This is a genomic window from Streptomyces griseicoloratus (genome assembly GCF_014534645.1).
Lineage (GTDB): Bacteria > Actinomycetota > Actinomycetes > Streptomycetales > Streptomycetaceae > Streptomyces > Streptomyces griseicoloratus.
Genome location: NZ_JACVQF010000220.1, coordinates 88,578 through 108,661 on the forward strand (window position 1 = coordinate 88,578; position 20,084 = coordinate 108,661).

A 20,084-nucleotide genomic window follows, 5' to 3' on the forward strand; every position below is an offset into this window, starting at 1 on the left:
TCTGTCAGGGCGGGTTGCATGAGGGGACGCATGTCGGAGGCGGAGCGGGCGGGGACATCCCGTCAGGACAAGAGCGCACGTCTCCTCGCCGGGCGGTACCGGCTGGGAGACGTGCTCGGCCGCGGCGGCATGGGGACGGTGTGGCGGGCCGAGGACGAGACCCTCGGACGCACGGTCGCCGTCAAGGAGCTGCGGTTCCCGGGGAACATCGACGAGGAGGAGAAGCGGCGCCTGATCACGCGCACCCTGCGCGAGGCCAAGGCGATCGCGCGGATCCGCAACAACAGCGCCGTGACGGTCTTCGACGTGGTCGACGAGGACGACCGGCCGTGGATCGTGATGGAGCTCGTCGAGGGCAAGTCGCTCGCCGAGGTCATCCGCGAGGACGGCCTGCTGGAGCCCCGGCGCGCCGCGGAGGTCGGCCTCGCCGTCCTCGACGTGCTGCGCTCCGCGCACCGCGAGGGCATCCTGCACCGCGACGTGAAGCCGTCGAACGTGCTGATCGCCGAGGACGGCCGGGTCGTCCTCACCGACTTCGGCATCGCCCAGGTCGAGGGCGACCCGTCCATCACCTCCACCGGCATGCTCGTCGGCGCGCCCTCCTACATCTCCCCCGAGCGGGCCCGCGGCCACAAGCCCGGACCGGCCGCCGACCTGTGGTCGCTCGGCGGACTGCTGTACGCGGCGGTGGAGGGAACGCCGCCGTACGACCGCGGCTCCGCGATCGCGACGCTCACGGCGGTGATGACCGAGCCGCTGGAGGAGCCGAAGAACGCCGGTCCGCTCCGGGACGTCATCCACGGGCTGCTCACCAAGGACCCCGCCAAGCGGCTCGACGACGCGGGCGCCCGCGCGATGCTCAACGCCGTCATCCACGCGCCCGGCGGCCCGGCGGGCGAGCCGGAGCCGGCGGACGCCACCAAGGTCGTACCGCTCCCGGCCCAGCCCGAGGAGTCCGGGGACCGGCTGCGCGGGGCGCTGCGCTCCGTGCGGAAGGCCGCCGTCGGAGCGAGCGCGGCCGCGGCCGCCGCGGCCAAGTCCCGCGGTGACGGCGCCGCGCCGGGCTCCGCCGGTGCCTCCGGGGCGGCCGCCTCGCCGCGTGCCGCCGGCGGGGCGCGTACCGCCGCGTCGCCGTCGGCGGGATCCGGAGCGGGTTCCGTCCCGGGTGCGGCGAACGCCCCGGCGGGCGGCCGGAGCTCCGGCTGGCCCGTGATGCCCCCGCCGGACCTGCCGCCCAGGCCCGCGCCCCGGGCGCCGCTCACCGACGTGGTGCCGCGGCGGACGCTGGTGATCATCGCGGTGGTCGTGGTGCTCGCCGTGCTCGGCACCGTGCTCGCCCTCGCGCTCGGCGGCGACGAGGAGGACGGCGCGAAGGGCGCCGGAAGCGGTGACAGGGCGGTCGCCACCGCCACCGCGAGCGGCGACACCAAGCAGGACGAGAGCGGCGGACCCCGTACGGACGGGTCCGCGGACGGCACGGTGACGACGGATCCGTCCGCCGGCGGCGCCCCGGGTTCCGGCGCGACCGCCTCCGACGGGGCCGGGACGGAGCCGGACGGCTCCGGCAAGACCGGCGACGAGGGCGCGGCCACCACCCACCGGGGCGACCAGGGCTACGAGATCGGGCTGCCCAAGGGCTGGAAGTACCGGTCGACGGGCGCCGCGGGTGACCGCTTCACCGGTCCGGACGGGCAGAAGCTGCTCGTCGCCTGGACGTCCACGCCGAAGGACGACCCGGTCGCGGACTGGAAGAACCAGGAGCGGTACATGGTGCGCGCCCAGTACCAGAAGATCCGTATCGAGAAGGTGGACTACCGCGGCTGGAACACGGCCGACTGGGAGTTCACCTACACGGACGGCGGAACCAAGTACCGCACCATCGACCGGGGCTTCGTCGTGAACGACCACCTCGGATACGCGTTGATGTACACCGCGAAGGCCGCCGAGTGGGGCGGCGACCTGCGCAAGGACACCTGGCGGACGCTGACGAAGACGTTCGAGCCCAAGTCCTGAGCCGGGTGGTCCCGGGTTTGACCGGCCCGAGATCTGGCATCCCCTCTTTGCGGGTTGCCTCCGGCACGTATCGTGAGTGCTTGCGGACCGTACGCAGCCGGAACGGGCCGCAGGGGGAACGGAATTGACCGACGGGCTGCCGGGGGTGGCGACGTGGACGACTATGCGGGACGGGTACTCGCCGACCGCTACCGCCTGCCCCTGCCGCCGTCGGACGAGTACGAACTGACCGAGACCCGCGCCTTCGACACCTACAGCGGACAGGAAGTCCTGATCAGGCAGGTGCCGTTGCCGGAGGTCGTCGAGGCGGAGGTGCTCGACGCGGAAGGGCTGCCCGACGGCTTCACGGCCCGGGACGGCGGTCCCCGGCGGCCCCCGCAGCGGTCGTCGGCCTCCGCCGCCGGCCCGCGCCGGCCCGCCGATCCGGTGGTCCGGCGGGCCGTGGAGGCCGCGCAGGCCGCGGCCAGGATCCCCGACCACCCGCGGCTCGACCAGGTCTTCGACGTGTTCGCCGAGGGCGGCTCGCTGTGGATCGTCAGCGAGCTGGTGTCGGCCCGGCCGCTGGCCGCGCTGCTCGCCGAACAGCCGCTGACGCCGTACCGGGCGGCCGAGGTCGCCTCCGACGTCCTCACGGCGCTCCGGATCCTGCACGGCCACGGCTGGGTGCACCGGAACATCACCGCGCGCACGGTGCTCGTCTGCGACGACGGCCGCGTGATCCTGACCGGCCTCGCGGTCGGAGCGGCCGAGGAGGCGCTGTGCGGGTACGACCCGGTTCCCGCCCCGGAGGGGGAGGGCGGCGAGCCCGCGACCGTGGCCTTCGACGAGCAGGGCCCCCCGGCCGTGGGGCCCGCCCCCACCGGTGACGATCCCGAGGCCGCCCGGCGGGCCGCCATCCAGGCCCGGGCGGCCCGCGACCTGCCGGCGCCCGGGCCCCTGGGCGCGGGCGGTTCCTCCGCGGGACCCGCCCCCGCGCCCCCGGACCCCAGCGGCGACATCCGCGCGGCACGGGCCGGCGCGATCGCCGCGTACCGCGCGGGCACCCGAGCGGCGGCCCGCGTCCAGGAGACCCAGAACGGCCACAGGCCCCTGCCGGGCACCCGCCCGGACCTCGGCGGGGCTCTTGGCGCGCGTGGCGGCGTCCCTGCCGCCCAGGACAACGGCCCTGCGGCCCCGCCTGGCACCGGCTCGCCCTCCGGGAGCGGTCCCGTCCCGCGTGGTGGCGTGTCGGCCGGTCAGGGGCTGCCGGGTGTCCGTCCGGATCTCGGTGGGGGGCCCGGCGCGCGTGGCGGGGGCCTCGCCGGGCAGGGCAACGGTGCTGCGGCCGTGCCGGGTGCTGAGGGCGGGACCGCCTCTCGTGCCAACGGCCTCGCACCGCACGGCGGTGCTGCCGTGGGAGTGCCCGGTGCGCGGACCGCGGCCGGGGACGGTCCGGCGTCCGTCGCTCCGCCCGGGCAGATCGCCGACCCCTACGGTGTGCGCGCCGGCTCCTGGCACGGTGCCACGCCCCGCACGAGCGGCGGCAGCCCCGCCCCCTCCGGCGTCCCCGCCCAGGCGGGCGACCGCGGCGTGCCGTCCGCCCCCGTACCCGCGCCCCGCGCCGGCGCCCCCGCCGCACCCACCGGGCGCTGGGACGACCTGGTCGCCGCCCCCGGCCCCGCCCGCCGCGGCCCGGCCACCGCACTGGCCGCCGAGCGGGCCCGGCAGGCGCGGATGGCCGTGATCGGTCCGGTCACCGAGCGCTGGGCGCCGGAACAGGCCGGCCCGGTGCACGAGAACTGGCAGCTGGCCCCGCCCATCGGGCCCGCGACCGACCTGTGGGCGCTCGGCGCGCTGCTCTTCCGGGCCGTACAGGGGCACGCGCCCTATCCCGAGGAGTCGACCGCCGAGCTGGTCCAGATCGTGTGCGCGGAGCCGCCGGCGTTCGCCGAGGAGTGCGGGCCGCTCAGGCCGGTCGTGGAGTCGCTGCTGCGTCAGGACCCCACCGAGCGCATCGACTTCGAGGAACTGCGCGGCTGGCTGCGCTCACTCGTCCGCTCGGCACCCGAACCGGAGGCCGGCCTGCACGTCGTCCCCGCCCCGCCCGCCGACGCCAGCCGGCTGCCGATCGTGCGCCGCCGGGGCGAGCTGGTGCGCAAACGGCGTGCCGGGCTGCCCGCGCACCACGGGCGGCACAAGCGGGACAGGCGGCAGGGGCGTTCACCGCGCAGCCTCGGCCGGCTCCTGCTCGTGCTGATACTGCTCGGCCTGGCCGGGGCGATCGCCTACGCCATGCTCTTCATGCCGAAGAGCGACACGAACGGCGCGGGCGCCCCCGACCGCACGGGCACCGTCGGCGAGGCGAGCCAGGCGCCGCCCGCGCGGTCACCGGACGCCGGCGGTGAACCCCGGCCGGAGCGGAACACCCCGAAGAACGACACCGGCCCGGCCGAGTCCTCCGGCGCCGCCGAGACGCAGACCACCGGCCCCGAGGTCGCCGACGGCTTCGCCCTGCGCAAGGACCCGGAGGGCTTCCGCGTCGCCGTCGCCGAGGGCTGGGAGCGCACGCCCCGCAACGGACGCGGTCAGATCGTGTACGCCAAGGGCGACTTCGAGCTCGTCGTCGTACCGGGCCGGGACGACGCGGACGAGTACGGCGACGACCCCATGGCCTACCAGCGGGACTCCGAACGCGAGTTGGAGCCGTACCGCGCGTCCAGCTGGGCCACCTCCAGCGGGCTGAAGACGATCGAGGTGGGCGGACGGACCATGGCGGAGGGACAGTTCACCTGGACCGGCGAGGACGGCGGCGAGCTCTACGTCCGCAACCTCGCGATGCTGATCGACGGTCGCTACCACGTGCTGCAGGTGCGCGGCCCCGAGGCCGAGCGGGACGAGGTGACCCGGCTCTACGAGCAGGCGTCGACGACGTATCAGTACACAGGCTGACGAAACCCCATACAGGGCACCCTGGTTGCCTCCCGGCACGGGAAGCGACAACCGTCACAGAGCGGTCTTGAAGGCCCCCCACCGGTTCCCCGGACGGGGGCCGGTCCCTAGTCTGGCCCTGACAAGACCATTGCGGGGCAACGTGAATCAGATGCAGGGCCGGCTCCTGGCGGGCCGTTACCGGCTCGGCGAGTCCATCGGCAGTGGCGGCATGGGACGCGTGTGGCGTGCCCACGACGAGGTGCTGCACCGGTCGGTCGCCATCAAGGAGTTGACCGCCGCGCACTACGTCTCCGAGAGCGACCAGGCCATACTGCTGGCCCGGACCCGGGGCGAGGCGCGCGCGGCCGCGCGGATCAACCACTCCGCCGTCGTCACCGTGCACGACGTGCTCGAACACGACGGCCGGCCGTGGATCGTGATGGAACTGGTCGAGGGCCGCTCGCTGGCCGACGCCGTCAAGGACGAGGAGCGCGTCGAGCCGCGCGAGGCGGCGCGCATCGGCCTGTGGGTGCTGCGCGCCCTGCGCGCCGCGCACACCGCGGGCGTCCTGCACCGCGACGTCAAGCCGGGGAACGTCCTGCTCTCCCGGGACGGCCGCGTCCTGCTCACCGACTTCGGCATCGCGCAGATCGAGGGCGACAGCACCATCACGCGGACGGGCGAGGTCGTCGGCTCGGTCGACTACCTCGCGCCGGAGCGCGTCCGCGGCCACGACCCGGGCCCCGCCTCCGACCTGTGGGCCCTCGGCGCGACGCTGTACACGGCGGTGGAGGGCAGGTCGCCGTTCCGCCGTACGTCACCGCTGTCCACGATGCAGGCGGTCGTCGAGGAGGAGGCGCCCGAGCCCCGGTACGCCGGTCCGCTCGCGCCCGTCATCAGCGCCCTGCTGCGCAAGGACCCGGCCGCGCGCCCCGACGCGGCCGCGGCCGAGCAGATGCTCGCCGAGGCGGCCGAGGGCCGGCGGCCGGACGCGGCCCAGGCGTATGTGCCGACGCAGTACTCGGGCGCCGGACGCCCGGCCGGCCACGTCCGCCCGGGAGCGGCCGCGGCGACGCCGTATCCGCCGGTGACCGGCCCGACGGCGGTGGGGCCCACGCCGATGGGCCCGGCGGCGACGGGGCCCGCGACGACCGGCGCGACGGCGGCCGGGTACGCGCCGACCGGGTACGCGCCGGCCGGGTCCACGGCCGGCGCCTCCGGGCGCTCCCGGCGCCGCCGCCTGCGCACGCTCGCGCTGGTGGTCGCCGTCGCCGCCCTCGTCGGCGGGGCCACCGCCGTAGTGCTGCGGACGTCGGACACGGGCGGGGACGCGGATCACGGCGTCGCGGTCCAGTCGCCGACCCCGACAACGGACCCGAAGCCCACCGCCACGGCCGGAAAGGACTCCGCGGGGACCGTCCCGGACGGCTGGGTCCGCCACGACGACCCGCTGGGTTTCAGCCTCTCCCTGCCCGAGGGCTGGGAGAGACAGGAGGTCGACGCGGACGGCGACCTCCAGCAGATCGACTACACCCCCGACGGGGGCGAGCACTTCATCCGCATAGCCGTGGACAGCGCGCCCGACTTCAACGACCCGTACGCACACCAGCTCGACCTGGAGGAGCAGCTCCAGCGGCTGGTCGACTACCGGCGCGTGACGCTGGAGCGCACCACCTACCGCGACCGCGACAGCGCCCGGTGGGAGTACACCTGGACCGCCCTGGCGAAGGACACCCCCTTCCCCGGACCACGGCGCGCCGTGGAGGAGATGTACATGTCCCGGGACGGCGTCGAGTACGCGATCTACATGTCCTCACCCGCCGACGACTGGGCGACCACGAGCGAGCAGTTCCGGGCCGTACTGCGGAGCTGGCAGGAGCGGACCGTCTGACCTCGGCCGTACAGGCGCCTGTTGTCGGCCACCCCGCGTTCCGGCGGCCCGGAGCGGCTGCGTCCGGTGGGGCATGATGGTGCGCATGGTGACCGAGGAGGCGGGCGGGCGTGTCATCGCGGGCCGTTACCGGCTTCAGGCGCGGCTCGGGCGTGGCGGCATGGGCATCGTGTGGCAGGCGACCGACCAACTGCTCGGCCGGCAGGTCGCCGTCAAGGCGCTCCCCCTCGACGAGAGCCTTTCGGCCTCCGAGGCGCGGCGGCGGCGTGAGCGCACCCTGCGCGAGGCCCGCGCGGTCGCGCAGCTGCGCCACCCGCACGTCATCGTCGTCCACGACGTCGTCGAGGACGACGAACGCGCCTACATGGTCATGGAACTGGTCGACGGCGGCTCCCTCGCCGACCGCGTCAACGCGCACGGACCGGTCGACGCAACGGAGGCCGCCCGCATCGGCGTCGCGTTGCTGGGCGCCCTGAGCACCGCGCACGCCGCCGGGATCCTGCACCGGGACGTCAAACCGTCGAACGTGCTCGTCGCCGAGGACGGCCGGGTCGTGCTCACCGACTTCGGCGTCGCGCAGGTCGCGGGCGCCACCACCCTCACCGAGAGCGGGTCCTTCGTCGGCTCGCCCGAGTACACCGCCCCCGAGCGGATGTCCGGTGCCGGGACCGGGCCGGAGTCCGACCTGTGGTCGCTGGGCGTGCTGCTGTGCGCCATCCTCAGCGGCTCGTCGCCCTTCCACCGGGACTCGCTGGGCGGCGTGCTGCACGCCGTGGTCTCCGAGGAGATCCGCCCGCCCGCGCAGGCCGGGCCGATCCTGCCCGTCGTACGGGGCCTGCTCGAACGCGATCCCGGGCGGCGGCTGGGCGCGGCGGAGGCGGAGCGGATGCTGCGCGCCTTCCTGGCCACGGGCCGTACGCCCGGGGCCTCGTCCTCCCGCACCGGTGAACGCCGGTACACCACACGGGGCGTGCTCATGGCGGTGTTACTGGCCGCCGCGGCGGCGGGTGCCGGCATCTCCGCGGCGGCGCTGCTCGCGGACGGAGGCGGCGAGGGGGACGGCGCGCCGACGAGCACGGCACCCGGGACACCCACGGCCACTTCCCCGTCCCCGGGAGTCCCCGGGGCGACGGTCACCGTGACCCGCCCGGCGTCCCCGACGACCTCCCCGACGACCTCGGCGGCGCCCTCGGACGCGCCTGAGGACGCACCGGAGTACGCGCCTGGAGCATCGCCTTCGAGCGCAACCGGAACGGCACCCCCTTCGAACGCGCCTAAATAGGAGATAAGCGGCGGCGAGGGTCACGGGTCTGTGACCACGGGGCACCCGCGGTGGAACCGTGAGCGCCCCGCACGGTATGCATGACCCCATGAGCAACAACGGGGGAGCCCGCAACGGGCCGGACGAGCCCACGAGTTTTGGTCTGCAACCACCGAACCCGAACCCGCCCACGGCCGTACCGCATCCCGGCAACCCGTACGCGGCGCCCACCGGGGTCGTGCCGCCGCAGACCCAGCCGCACGCCCAGGCGACGCCCGCGCCGGCGGCCCGGCCCAACGCGGCTTCCCCCGGGGCGTCGGCGCAGGACCCGGGTGCCGGACGGCTCATCGCCGGCCGTTACCGGCTCGTCGCGAAGCTCGGCCACGGCGGCATGGGCACGGTGTGGCGCGCGAAGGACGAGACGGTGGACCGCGAGGTCGCCGTCAAGGAACCCCGCCTCCCCGACCACCTTCCCGAACGTGAACGGGCCAACGCCTTCGAGCGGATGCGGCGCGAGGCCCGCGCCGCCGCCCGCCTCGACCACCCGTCGGTGGTCAACGTGCACGACGTGGCGGTGGTGGACGGCCGGCCGTGGATCGTCATGGAGCTGGTGCAGGGCCGCTCGCTGGGCGACGCGTTGCAGGAGGGCACCCTGAGCGCCCGCGAGGCCGCGCGCATCGGCCTTCAGGTGCTCGGGGCGCTGGAGGCCGCGCACGAGGCGGGCATCCTGCACCGGGACGTGAAGCCGGACAACGTGCTGCTCGGCCGCCACGACCGGGTCGTCCTCACCGACTTCGGCATCGCCCAGATCGAGGGCGAGACCAACCTGACCGACACCGGCGGCTTCGTCGGCTCGCCCGAGTACATCGCCCCGGAACGGGTGCTGGGCCAGCGCCCCGGCCCGGCGAGCGACCTGTGGTCGCTGGGCGTGGTGCTGTACGCGGCGACGGAGGGCGTCTCGCCGTTCCGGCGCAGCAACACCCCCGCCACCCTCCAGTCGGTGCTCAACGCCGTGCCCGCGCCGCCCGCCTCCGCGCAGGGCCCGCTCGCCGAGGCCATCACCGGCCTGCTGGACAAGGACCCGGCACGCCGCCCGAACGCCGCCCGGGTCCGCGCCCTGCTGGACGCCGCCGCCAACCCGCCCGCCCCGCAGCCCACCCAGGTCGTCCAGTTCGCCGGGCCGGGCGGCAAGGGCATCAGGCTGGGCCGGAAGGCGTGGACCGGCCTCGGCGCGGCGGTCGTCGCCGCGGCGGTGGCGGCGTACCTCGTGATCGCCGATCCGTTCGCGGGACCGCTGCCGGAGGGGTGGAAGAAGCAGGAGGTCGGCGAGAAGGTGGGGGTGAGCGTCGCCGTCCCGGCCGAGTTCGTCAAACAGAAGCACCCCGACGACTGGGACGGCACCAACGAGACGTTCACCGACCCGAGCGGCGCGGTGACGGTCTACGTCGACCGCGACATCAAGAAGGACGACAAGGACAACGAGATCCCCGAGTCCGCGGCCGCCCTGGCCTGGGCGGACTGGGACGTGCTCAAGGACGGCGAGTACTCCTGGAACTTCGCCGACAAGCCCGCGCCCAAGGGTGAGCCCAAGGAGACCAAGTACAAGGACCGCAAGGCCGCCGAGAACACCATCACCTACACGACCACGGACACGCAGGATCCCCGTGAACGCGAGTTCCGGATCCTGTACTACCGGGCCGACAACGGTGACATGTACCGGCTGTGGATCGACTACCCGGGCAAGGGCTACTTCGCCGACGAGGGACGCGAGATCGCCCGGACGGTGATCGAGAACTGGGAGGTCGACCAGCTCTGAGCGCGTCGACAAGCGGGCCTCGCGCACGGTACTGATGGGGCATGAGCAACGGCGGGGACGGCAGGGGCGCTCAGGGCCGGCTGATCGGCGGGCGCTACCGCCTGATCGAGCGCATCGGCTCGGGCGGCATGGGAACCGTCTGGCGGGCGCTCGACGAACGCGTGGAGCGAGAAGTCGCCGTCAAGGAACCGCGGTTGCCGGGCGGGCCCGGGGACGAGAGCCACCGGCGGGCCGCCCACCGGCTCTACCGCGAGGCCCGCGCCGCCGCCCGTGTCGACCATCCGGCCGCGGTCTCCATCCACGACGTCGTCGTCGAGGGGGCCGGGCCCGACGCGACGACCGGACCCGACGGATCGCCCGCGTCCCCCGGGCCGGACGGGCTGCCGTGGATCGTCATGGAGCTGGTCCGCGGCGAGTCCCTGCACGACAGGCTCCGCCGCGGCCCGCTGCCGCCCGCCGAGGCCGCCCGGATCGGCCGCGCCGTCCTGGGTGCCCTGCGCGCGGCCCACGCCGTGGGCATCGTGCACCGGGACGTGAAACCGGCCAACGTCCTGCTCGGCCCGCACGACCGCGTCGTCCTCACCGACTTCGGCATCGCACACGTACAGGGCGAGGAATCCCTCACCGTGAGCGGGGAGTTCGTCGGCTCGCTGGAGTTCGTCGCACCCGAGCGGATGTCGGGCCGCGGTGCCGGACCCGCCTCGGACCTGTGGTCCCTGGGCGTCCTGCTGTACGCCGCCGTCGAGGGCTGGTCGCCGTTCCGCCGTACGACGCTGGAGTCCACCCTCGCCGCCGTCCTGTCCGCCGAGCCGCCCGAGCCGGTGAACGCCGGGCCGCTCGGACCGCTGATCGTACGGCTGCTGGCGAAGGAACCCGGGCGGCGGCCGAGCGCCGAGGAGGCCGCCAAGGGCCTGGAGGCGGCGGCCGAGGAGTGGCCGGCGCCGGAGGCCGCGCCGGTGCAGGCCCAGCGGCCCGACGGGATGCGGGACTCGACGGACGACACCGGCACCGTACGCCTGACCCCCGAGGACACCCGCCCCGAAGCCCCCGGCCCCCTGGAGGCGCCCAACCCCGACACCGGGCCGCCGGACACCGCCGCGTCCGCGGACGGGGCCGCCCTCCCGTACGCGGAGGTACGCCCCGCCGCGGACAGGGCGTCGCAGGAGCGGTCCCCGGCCGTGGACGGGCGGCCCGCGCCCGCCCTGCGTCCCGACGCACCCCCCGACGAGCCCCGCCGCGCCCTCGACGCCCCGGGACAGGCCCGTACCACCTCCGTCCCGGCCTCCCCCCGCCGGCGAGCGCTCCGCCCCGCGGCCCTCGCCGTGCTCGGCGCGGCGCTGCTGGTCGGGGTGGTGTCGTCCGCCGCCTTCCTCCTCGACGCCGGGCGCGACGGCGGGACCACCACGGGAGGGGCCGGCGGCACCACCCCGGCCGCCACCTCCTCTCCTGACCCTTCTTCCTCTTCCTCTCCTTCCTCCTCCCGGCCCGCGCCCGCCGCCGACGCCTGGGCCGCCCGCCGTGAGGAGGACATGGACGCCGTTCTCTTCCTCCCCGGCGGGTACGACGAGTTCGCGCGGCAGGGCGACGCCGGCGACCAGCCCAGGATCGTGGTCTACGAGGATCCCGACGGGGTCCTGGAGGTCCGTCTGACCCAGTGGGACCGGGCTCCCCGCTCCCCGATGGCCCAGGCGCGGGAGGCGCATCAGGGGTGGGACAGCTACCTGGGCGACGCGCGGACGCAGTACACCCGCACCAGCGTCCAGGGGCACGAGGCCGTTCTCGCCGACACCACCTACGGTCAGGACGGCTCCCCGACGCGCGTCATGGAGCTGATGATCCTCACCGACGACAGCCGCATGTACGAGCTGCGCGTGGACATGCCCAAGGGCACGCCGGACGAGAAAAGGGGCACGGAGGTGTTCAAGGGAGCGCGTGACCGGCTCCGGATCGAAAACGACTGATTCCTGTCCGGCCGATTCCGATCCTCTCGCACAACGCGCTGATCAGGGCATTTGTTGCCAGTGATCGCTGGCAGTGTGTGAGCACTCGGTGAATCTCGATTACCGACGGGTACACAAAGCTCCCGCCGCGTCATACCCTGCGCCTCATGACGGACGCGCAGGCCCCGGAAAAGACCGGCACGAATCCCCTCGCCCCCGCCCCCGAGGGCGCCCGCACCGCCGCCGACGTGGTGACGCCCGAGCTGGTCGCCCAGCTCACCAAGGGCGTGGTCGGCTCCGGACGCACGGCCAACCACACCCCGTTCACCGGTGAGAAGCTGGCCGACCTGCCCGAGTCGACGCCCGAGGACGTGGCCAGGGCCTTCGAACTGGCCCGCACCGCCCAGGCGGTGTGGGCGCAGACGCCGGTACGGCAGCGCGCCGCCGTCCTGCTCCGCTTCCACGACCTTGTGCTGGAGCGCCAGGCCGAGGTCCTCGACCTCATCCAGCTGGAGACCGGCAAGGCCCGCCTGCACGCCCACGAGGAGGTCCAGGCCGTCGCCGTCGCCGCCCGGCACTACGGCCGCCGCGCCGCCGCCTACTTGAGGCCGAAGCGGCACATGGGCGCCGTACCGACGCTGACGAAGGTCACCGAGCTGCGCCACCCGCGCGGTGTCGTCGGCCAGATCGCCCCCTGGAACTACCCGCTGGAGCTGTCCGTCGGCGACGCGCTCCCGGCGTTCGTCGCGGGCAACGCGGTCGTGATGAAGCCCGACACCGAGACCTGCCTGACCGCCCTGTGGGCACGCGACCTCCTCGTCGAGGCCGGCCTGCCCGCCGAGGTCTTCCAGGTCGTCCTCGGCGACGGCCCGGTCATCGGTCCCGAGGTCGTCAGGCACGCCGACTACGTCTCCTTCACCGGCTCCACCCGCACCGGCCGCGAGGTCGCCCAGGGCGCCGCGGCCCGTCTGGTCGGCGTCTCCCTGGAACTCGGCGGCAAGAACGCCATGCTGGTGCTGGAGGACGCCGACATCGAGAAGGCCGCGGCGGGTGCCGTCCGCGCCTGCTTCTCCTCCGCCGGCCAGCTCTGCATCTCCATCGAGCGGCTGTACGTCCACGAGTCGGTCGCCGACGCCTTCCTGGAGCGCTTCGCCGCCCGCACCAGGGCGATGCGGCTCGGCACCTCCCTCGCCTACGGCGCCGACATGGGCTCGCTGGTGGGGGAGCGGCAGCTGGAGACCGTCAAGCGGCACGTCGAGGACGCCGTCGCGCAGGGCGCCAGGCTCGTCGCCGGCGGGGTCGCCCGCCCCGACATCGGCCCGTACTTCTACGAGCCGACCATCCTCGACGGCGTCACGGCCCCCATGACCGTGTGCACCGAGGAGACCTTCGGCCCGGTCGTGTCCGTCTACCGCTTCAAGACCGAGGACGAGGCGGTCGAGCACGCCAACTCCACGCCGTACGGCCTGAACTCCTCGGTCTGGACGAAGGACGCCCGGCGCGCCCGCGAGGTCGCGGCCCGGCTGCGCACCGGCACGGTCAACATCAACGAGGGTTACGCGCCCGCCTACGGCAGCGTCCAGTCCCCGATGGGCGGCATGAAGGACTCCGGTCTCGGCCGCCGGCACGGCTCCGAGGGCATCCTCAAGTACACCGAGGCCCAGACCATCGCCCACCAGCGGCTGCTGCCGATGGCCCCGTCGCTCGGCATGGACGACGAGAGGTACGCGGCGTTCATGAGCCGGAGCCTGCGCCTGATGAAGGCATTCCGCTTCCGCTGACCCGCTTGCGCCGACCGCTTCCGCCGACCCCACCCACACCCGTTCTCAACGAGGAGAGCACGTGTCGCAGGAGAAGTCTGTCCAGACCCGGGACGAGAACGGGTACGACTACGACGTCGTCGTCGTGGGCTCCGGCTTCGGCGGCTCCGTGTCCGCCCTCCGCCTGACCGAGAAGGGCTACAGGGTCGGCGTCCTGGAGGCGGGCCGCCGCTTCACCCGCGAGTCGCTGCCGAAGAACTCCTGGGACCTGAGGAACTACCTCTGGGCGCCGAGGCTCGGCATGTTCGGCATCCAGCGCATCCATCTGCTCGGGAATGTCATGGTCCTGGCAGGCGCGGGCGTCGGCGGCGGCTCCCTCAACTACGCCAACACCCTCTACGTCCCGCCGAAGCCCTTCTTCGACGACCCCCAGTGGCGGGACATCACCGACTGGCAGGAGGAGCTGGCGCCGTACTACGACCAGGCGCGGCGCATGCTCGGCGTCCGGCTGAATCCGACCATGACCCCGTCCGACGTGCACCTGAAGGCCGCCGCCGAGCGGATGGGCGTCGGCGACACGTTCCACATGGCACCCGTCGGCGTCTTCTTCGGCGACGGCCGGGACGCGGACGGAACGGCGAGGGCGAAGCCGGGCGAGCAGGTGCCCGACCCGTACTTCGGCGGCGTGGGTCCGGCCCGCCGGGCCTGCCACGAGTGCGGCGAGTGCATGACCGGCTGCCGCCACGGAGCGAAGAACACCCTCAACGAGAACTATCTCTACCTCGCCGAGAAGGCGGGCGCCGTCGTGCACCCGATGACGACGGTCGTCTCCGTCACGGACGACTCACGCGGCGGATACGCGATCGCCACGCTCCCCACCGACCGGCGGAAGAAGGGAGTGGGCCGGACCGTCACGGCCCGCCGCGTCGTCCTCGCCGCCGGCACGTACGGCACCCAGACCCTGCTGCACCGCATGAAGGCGGGCGGCCAGCTGCCGTACATATCCGACAGGCTCGGCGAGCTGACCCGGACCAACTCCGAGGCCCTGGTCGGCGCCCAGACCGACGACCGGCGCTACCGGAAGGTCACGGGTGAGCGGCGGGCCGACTTCACGCAGGGCGTCGCCATCACGTCCTCCATCCACCCCGACGCCAACACCCACATCGAGCCGGTCCGTTACGGCAAGGGCTCCAACTCGATGGGCGGACTGTCGATCCTCCAGGTCCCGTACGCCGGCGAGTCCGGCTCGGGCGCGAGCCGCGTCCTGGGCTTCCTGGCCCACGCGGCCAGGCACCCGGCGCTGGTCCTGCGCTCGCTGTCGAACCGCCGCTGGTCGGAGCGGACCATCATCGGCCTGGTGATGCAGTCGCTGGACAACTCTCTGACGACATATCTGAAGCCGACGGGCGTCGGCAAGGGCCTGCTCACCGCCCGCCAGGGCCACGGCTCGCCCAACCCCAAGCAGATCAGGGCCGCGACCGAGGGAGCCTCCGCGCTGGCCGCCGAGATCAACGGCTTCGCCGGCTCCAACGTCGGCGAGCTGATGGGCACCCCGCTCACCGCCCACTTCCTCGGCGGCTGCCCGATCGGCGCCTCCCGCGAGACCGGCGTGATCGACCCCTACCACCGGCTGTACGGCCACCCCGGCATCTCGGTCGTCGACGGCGCCGCGGTCTCGGCGAACCTCGGCGTGAACCCGTCCCTGACCATCACCGCGCAGGCGGAGCGGGCGATGTCGTACTGGCCGAACAAGGGCGAGGCCGACCCGCGCCCCGAACAGGGAGCGGCGTACGAACGCCTCGGCGCCGTCGAGCCGAAGTCCCCGGCGGTCCCGGCGGAGGCGTTCGGCGCGCTGCGGCTGCCGTTCCTGGGGATCCCGGCGGTGCCGCCGAAGGAGTAGAAGACGGAGCAGAAAAGGAGCAGAAGAAGAGCGGAAAGACGGCGAAGGACCTGCGCCCCCCTCCGAGCGCAGGTCCTTCCCCGTCTTGCGTCGAGCCTTGTTCAGCCGACGAGTCCCGCTTTACGCGTCCGCACCGGCCTTGCGCCGCCGCACCGCGAACACCGCACCGCCACCGACGACGACGGCGAGTCCGCCGACGAGGCCGATCATCGGCAGCGCGGAGCTGGAACCGGTCTCGGCGAGGCTGCCGGTGACCTTCGGGGTGTTGCCGGACGGCTTCTCCCCGGTGACGGGCGCCTTGCCGCCTTCCTGCGGCTTGGTGCCCTCCGTGTCCGTGCCGGGGGCCACGATCTGGAACTTGTAGGCGACGTCGCCGAAGCCGGTGCACTCACCGTCGGCGTCGCCGTAGATGGTCGCGCCGAGCGTGAAGCCGGCGCCGACCGGGGCGCTGGCCTTCACGTTGAGGCGCATCGGGATCTCGACCTCGTAGTCGGGCGCCAGCTCGTCGGTGTAGCCGACGTAGCCGACCGCGTAACCGAACTCGTTGAGGTCCTCCCAGATCTCGTCCTGGGGGTTCCATGCCTGCAGGCTGACCTGCTTGCTCTCGAACAGGTCCTCGCCGTACTGGTCGGAGGACGCGCCCGCCAGGTACTCGAGGTTCTGCAGCGTGGAGTCGGAGTTGTTGGCGACGTTCAGCGAGAACTTGTGCCAGCCGCTGCCCGCCTCGATCTTGCCCGGCAGGCCCGTGATGCTGACGTCGACCTTGGTGTCCTCGCACACCGACGGCTCGGGCTCCGGGGACTCCGTCTCCTCGGGCGAGGACGTGCTGGGCGCCGGAGACCCGGGCGCCGAGGTGCTGGGCGCCGGGGACTCGGGGGCGGAGGTGCTGGGAGAGGCGCTCGGGGAGTCGCTGGGCGCGGTCGTCGCGGTCTCGCTCGTGGACGCGCTGGGGGACGCCGAATCGGTCGGGGAGGTGCTCTCGGTCGTGGTCTCGCTCGCGGAACTGCTCGACGGGGACGGCGACGTGTCGCCGGTCGCGAACGCGGCCGGCGCAGCGAGCAGCGCCACCGGTGCAATCACTGCCGTCGCGGCCGCTGCTGCCATGGCGCGGCGAAGCTTCATGAAGACCTCGGATAGTCCGGTGTACTGCGGGGCAGTACGTGCGAGTCAGGGAGGTGCCGCGTGTGAGGCGCGGTTGTGGCCCTTGTGTCAGCACGTTTGATCGGTGAACCCTGTGAATGGTTGTCCCCGATCTCACAGAATTCTTATGTGGTCTGCGTCACTCACCGGACGGAACGCAGCGAAGGGCCCCGCGGGACTGGAGCCGCGGGGCCCTTCTTCAGTCAGCACCGGCGTCAGGGCAGCGCCGGTGCCGGGGAGCGGCGCCGGGGGGTTGCGCCGCTGGTCTGTGGTGGCAGTGCAGTTGTGGGCGGGCCGTGTACGGGGGACCGGGGCTCCGTACCGCATCGTGCTGGACGGCTGGGGCCTCCGCAACCGTTTGACCCGGACTTGGGCCGGACTTGGGTGTTTTCCGCCGGCCGGCCCCGGGCGTCCCCGGAGCCGGCCGTTCTCTTGAGTGACCGGGCTGCTGTCCCCTGCCGTCCGGTCACTTTCCTGGAGCGAGGTCCCACGACGCACGGCGCGAGCCGTACGTCTCATCGCTCCAGCGAGCCACGCGTGGTTCTTTCGGGCCCGCCCCTGGCTGGCACGGACACCGGGACCAACGAAGCGGCTCGGGTGGCGGTCACGGCGCCGTACGGGTGAGAAGGCGCCCGAACTCAGATGCGACCCCGGCACAGCTCCAGCAGCGTCATCGCCAGCGCCGTGCCCGGCTTGCCCAGCGCGTCCCTGTAGTGGCCGAGGATCTCCATCTCGCGGGAGAGGTTCACGCGCCGGCCGCCGGAGGTGATCCGCGCCTCCTGGATCACGGCGGAGACGGCCATCCGTTCCTGGATCAGACCGATGATCCGGTCGTCGAGGGCGTCGATGCGCTCGCGGGCGCCGGTGATCAGGTCGGCGGCCTCGGCGGTGTGGGCGCCGGTCTTCTCTGCGGTGGTGGTGGTCATGAGGGCTCCTCGGGGTCCGGGGAGGCGGCCCTGGAGCGACACGGTCCGGAAAACGCCAGGCGCCCCGGACCTTGTCGGCCCGGGGCGCCTGGGAAGTCGCTTGTCAGTTGCTCAAGCAGCACGACCATGGCAGCCGGTGGGCCGGTTGCCATAGGTAAAGAGGAAGGTCGAGTACGCGAGCATGCGCCCAGTATGCCGTGGCGGCGCACGGTGTCCAAGCCGGCTCGCATGGCGAGACGGGGGCAGAGGCCGCGGGACGGAACGCGGGAGGAGCCTGGGGAGCGGGAGGAGCGGGAGGGCCGTGGGGCGGGTGACACCGTGGGCGGGACGTGCCGCACGGGCGGCTCGGTAGAATCGGGGAGTAACAGGACCCCCGCCCAACCGCCGGAAGGCACCCCGTGTCATCAGCGACTCCCGCTGCCGCCGCCCCCGACACCGTTCTGGTCGTCGACTTCGGCGCGCAGTACGCCCAGCTCATCGCCCGTCGCGTCCGCGAGGCGCGGGTCTACAGCGAGATCGTCCCGAGCACCATGCCGGTCGAGGAGATGCTCGCCAAGAACCCGGCGGCCATCATCCTCTCCGGCGGCCCCTCGTCGGTCTACGAGGAGGGCGCCCCGACCGTCGACCGCTCCCTGTTCGAGGCGGGCGTGCCCGTCTTCGGCATGTGCTACGGCTTCCAGCTGATGGCCCAGTCCCTCGGCGGCACGGTCGACAACACCGGCGCCCGTGAGTACGGCCGCACGGACCTGTCCGTCTCCAAGCCGTCCTCCACCCTCTTCGAGGGCACCCCGGAGGAGCAGGCGGTGTGGATGTCGCACGGCGACGCCTGCTCCGCCGCCCCCGAGGGCTTCGCCGTCACGGCGTCCACGGACGTCGTGCCGGTCGCCGCGTTCGAGAACGACGAGAAGAAGCTCTACGGCGTCCAGTACCACCCCGAGGTGATGCACTCCACGCACGGGCAGCAGGTGCTGGAGCACTTCCTGTACCGCGGCGCGGGCCTGACCCCGGACTGGACCACGGGCAACGTGATCGAGGAGCAGATCGCCGCGATCCGTGAGCAGGTCGGCGACAAGCGCGCCATCTGCGGCCTGTCCGGCGGCGTGGACTCCGCCGTCGCCGCCGCCCTCGTCCAGAAGGCCATCGGCTCGCAGCTGACCTGCGTCTACGTCGACCACGGCCTCATGCGCAAGGGCGAGACCGAGCAGGTCGAGAAGGACTTCGTCGCCTCGACCGGGGTCAACCTGAAGGTCGTGGACGCCAGCGAGCGGTTCCTGAACGCGCTCAAGGGGGTCACCGACCCCGAGGAGAAGCGGAAGATCATCGGCCGCGAGTTCATCCGGGTCTTCGAGCAGGCCCAGGCCGAGATCATCGCCGACGAGGGTCCCGCGGTCGAGTTCCTCGTCCAGGGCACCCTCTACCCGGACGTGGTCGAGTCCGGCGGCGGCACCGGCGCGGCCAACATCAAGTCCCACCACAACGTCGGCGGGCTCCCCGAGGACATCGAGTTCAAGCTCATCGAGCCGCTGCGCAAGCTGTTCAAGGACGAGGTCCGGATGGTCGGCCAGGAGCTCGGCCTGCCGGAGGAGATCGTCCAGCGCCAGCCGTTCCCGGGCCCGGGCCTCGGCATCCGGATCGTCGGCGAGGTCACCAAGGAGCGCCTGGACCTGCTCCGCGAGGCCGACGCCATCGCCCGCGAGGAGCTGACGGCGGCCGGCCTCGACCGGGACATCTGGCAGTGCCCGGTGGTCCTCCTCGCGGACGTGCGGTCCGTGGGCGTCCAGGGCGACGGCCGCACCTACGGCCACCCGATCGTGCTGCGCCCCGTCTCCAGCGAGGACGCCATGACCGCCGACTGGTCGCGGCTGCCGTACGACGTCCTGTCCCGGATCTCCACCCGGATCACGAACGAGGTCAAGGACGTCAACCGGGTCGTCCTCGACGTGACGTCGAAGCCGCCGGGGACGATCGAGTGGGAGTAGTCCCGACGGTCACGTCCGCTTGAGAGTGCGCACCGGCTCTCCGGGCTTCCAGACCTGGACGACGAGATACGCGTCGTCCTCGACGTAGGTCCGCACGACCTCCGTCAGCTCGGTGCGGAAGAGGTGGAACGGCTGCGGCGGTTCCACCTCTTTCACGTACGCCGCCTTCGTCGCCCCGTCCTCCACCTCGACCGCCCGTCCGCTGATCCGGACGTCCCCGCCGCCCATGCCGGTGCCGTCGCCGGGGTTCGCCTGGAGCGCGAAGCGCGGGTCGCGGCGCAGGTCGAGGGCCTTGAGCGAGGCCGGCATCATGCCGAGCCACAGTTCACCGTCCAGGAAACGCACCTCCAGGCCGGTGGTGCGGGGCGAGCCGTCCTTGCGGAGGGTCGCGAGGACGTGGTGCGTGTACGCGCCGAAGCGCGCCTCGACGGTGGCGGCCAGATCGGGTTCGGCGGTGGTGAAGGAGGCCCAGTTCGCTGTCATGCGGCCAGTGTGGCGGCGATACCCGACAGCTGCTGTCCGGTATCGGGCGCGGCTTTCCGTGTCCG

12 protein-coding genes are annotated in these 20,084 nt (G+C 73.4%); 9 read left to right on the plus strand and 3 right to left on the minus strand.

Translation table 11 applies throughout. The features are described 5' to 3' along the window. Positions 1-30 precede the first annotated feature (30 nt). The 8 genes from H0H10_RS28635 to H0H10_RS28670 all read left to right on the plus strand — a co-directional run bounded on the left by H0H10_RS28635 (position 31) and on the right by H0H10_RS28670 (position 15,491). Positions 31-2,013, plus strand: a complete 1,983-nt coding sequence (locus tag H0H10_RS28635) for a serine/threonine-protein kinase (RefSeq protein WP_188184019.1) — start codon at positions 31-33, stop codon at positions 2,011-2,013. Positions 2,014-2,166: 153 nt separating this feature from the next. Continuing rightward, a complete protein-coding gene (locus H0H10_RS28640; RefSeq protein ID WP_188184020.1) occupies positions 2,167-4,941 on the plus strand; it encodes a serine/threonine kinase C-terminal domain-containing protein in 2,775 nt (924 codons plus the stop codon). A gap of 151 nt (positions 4,942-5,092) precedes the next feature. Then, positions 5,093-6,814 carry a serine/threonine-protein kinase gene (locus H0H10_RS28645; RefSeq protein WP_188184021.1) on the plus strand — a complete coding sequence of 574 codons (1,722 nt, stop codon included), beginning with the start codon at positions 5,093-5,095 and terminating at the stop codon, positions 6,812-6,814. A gap of 76 nt (positions 6,815-6,890) precedes the next feature. After that, positions 6,891-8,096 carry a serine/threonine-protein kinase gene (locus H0H10_RS28650; protein WP_223180587.1) on the plus strand — a complete coding sequence of 402 codons (1,206 nt, stop codon included), beginning with the start codon at positions 6,891-6,893 and terminating at the stop codon, positions 8,094-8,096. A gap of 88 nt (positions 8,097-8,184) precedes the next feature. Then, positions 8,185-9,891 (plus strand): serine/threonine-protein kinase, encoded by a 1,707-nt coding sequence (locus H0H10_RS28655; protein WP_188184023.1) that lies wholly within the window; start codon positions 8,185-8,187, stop codon positions 9,889-9,891. Positions 9,892-9,932: 41 nt separating this feature from the next. Next, entirely contained in the window at positions 9,933-11,852 is a 1,920-nt protein-coding gene (locus H0H10_RS28660; RefSeq protein WP_188184024.1) for a serine/threonine-protein kinase, read from the plus strand. A 146-nt stretch (positions 11,853-11,998) separates the two neighbouring features. After that, complete coding sequence (locus H0H10_RS28665) at positions 11,999-13,612, plus strand: succinic semialdehyde dehydrogenase (protein WP_188184025.1); 1,614 nt, start codon at positions 11,999-12,001, stop codon at positions 13,610-13,612. 61 nt (positions 13,613-13,673) lie between these two features. Further along, positions 13,674-15,491 carry a GMC family oxidoreductase gene (locus tag H0H10_RS28670; RefSeq protein WP_188184026.1) on the plus strand — a complete coding sequence of 606 codons (1,818 nt, stop codon included), beginning with the start codon at positions 13,674-13,676 and terminating at the stop codon, positions 15,489-15,491. A gap of 120 nt (positions 15,492-15,611) precedes the next feature. Here H0H10_RS28670 and H0H10_RS28675 read toward each other — a convergent pair whose 3' ends face one another. Together H0H10_RS28675 and H0H10_RS28680 are read right to left on the minus strand one after the other, a co-directional pair. After that, positions 15,612-16,613: an LAETG motif-containing sortase-dependent surface protein gene (locus tag H0H10_RS28675; RefSeq protein ID WP_188184027.1), complete on the minus strand. Its 1,002-nt coding sequence runs from the start codon at positions 16,611-16,613 to the stop codon at positions 15,612-15,614. A gap of 656 nt (positions 16,614-17,269) precedes the next feature. Beyond that, positions 17,270-17,557 (minus strand): chorismate mutase, encoded by a 288-nt coding sequence (locus tag H0H10_RS28680; protein WP_188184028.1) that lies wholly within the window; start codon positions 17,555-17,557, stop codon positions 17,270-17,272. Positions 17,558-17,955: 398 nt separating this feature from the next. Here H0H10_RS28680 and guaA point away from each other — a divergent pair, with 398 nt between their 5' ends. Then, the gene (gene guaA / locus H0H10_RS28685) at positions 17,956-19,536 is read left to right on the plus strand and encodes a glutamine-hydrolyzing GMP synthase (RefSeq protein ID WP_188184029.1); all 1,581 of its coding nucleotides are present in this window, start codon (positions 17,956-17,958) and stop codon (positions 19,534-19,536) included. A gap of 9 nt (positions 19,537-19,545) precedes the next feature. Here the strand turns inward: guaA and H0H10_RS28690 are convergent, their stop codons facing one another. Continuing rightward, entirely contained in the window at positions 19,546-20,019 is a 474-nt protein-coding gene (locus H0H10_RS28690; protein WP_188184030.1) for a pyridoxamine 5'-phosphate oxidase family protein, read from the minus strand. Between the last annotated feature and the right edge of the window lie 65 nt (positions 20,020-20,084).

Excerpts from the sequence above, each read along its gene's own strand:
- H0H10_RS28680 (WP_188184028.1), bottom strand. The coding sequence starts at position 17,557 with ATGACCACCACCACCGCAGAGAAGACCGGCGCCCACACCGCCGAGGCC.
- H0H10_RS28660 (WP_188184024.1), top strand. The coding sequence starts at position 9,933 with ATGAGCAACGGCGGGGACGGCAGGGGCGCTCAGGGCCGGCTGATCGGC.
- H0H10_RS28675 (WP_188184027.1), bottom strand. The coding sequence starts at position 16,613 with ATGAAGCTTCGCCGCGCCATGGCAGCAGCGGCCGCGACGGCAGTGATT.
- H0H10_RS28690 (WP_188184030.1), bottom strand. The coding sequence starts at position 20,019 with ATGACAGCGAACTGGGCCTCCTTCACCACCGCCGAACCCGATCTGGCC.
- H0H10_RS28635 (WP_188184019.1), top strand. The coding sequence starts at position 31 with ATGTCGGAGGCGGAGCGGGCGGGGACATCCCGTCAGGACAAGAGCGCA.
- H0H10_RS28665 (WP_188184025.1), top strand. The coding sequence starts at position 11,999 with ATGACGGACGCGCAGGCCCCGGAAAAGACCGGCACGAATCCCCTCGCC.
- H0H10_RS28645 (WP_188184021.1), top strand. The coding sequence starts at position 5,093 with ATGCAGGGCCGGCTCCTGGCGGGCCGTTACCGGCTCGGCGAGTCCATC.
- H0H10_RS28650 (WP_223180587.1), top strand. The coding sequence starts at position 6,891 with ATGGTGCGCATGGTGACCGAGGAGGCGGGCGGGCGTGTCATCGCGGGC.
- H0H10_RS28655 (WP_188184023.1), top strand. The coding sequence starts at position 8,185 with ATGAGCAACAACGGGGGAGCCCGCAACGGGCCGGACGAGCCCACGAGT.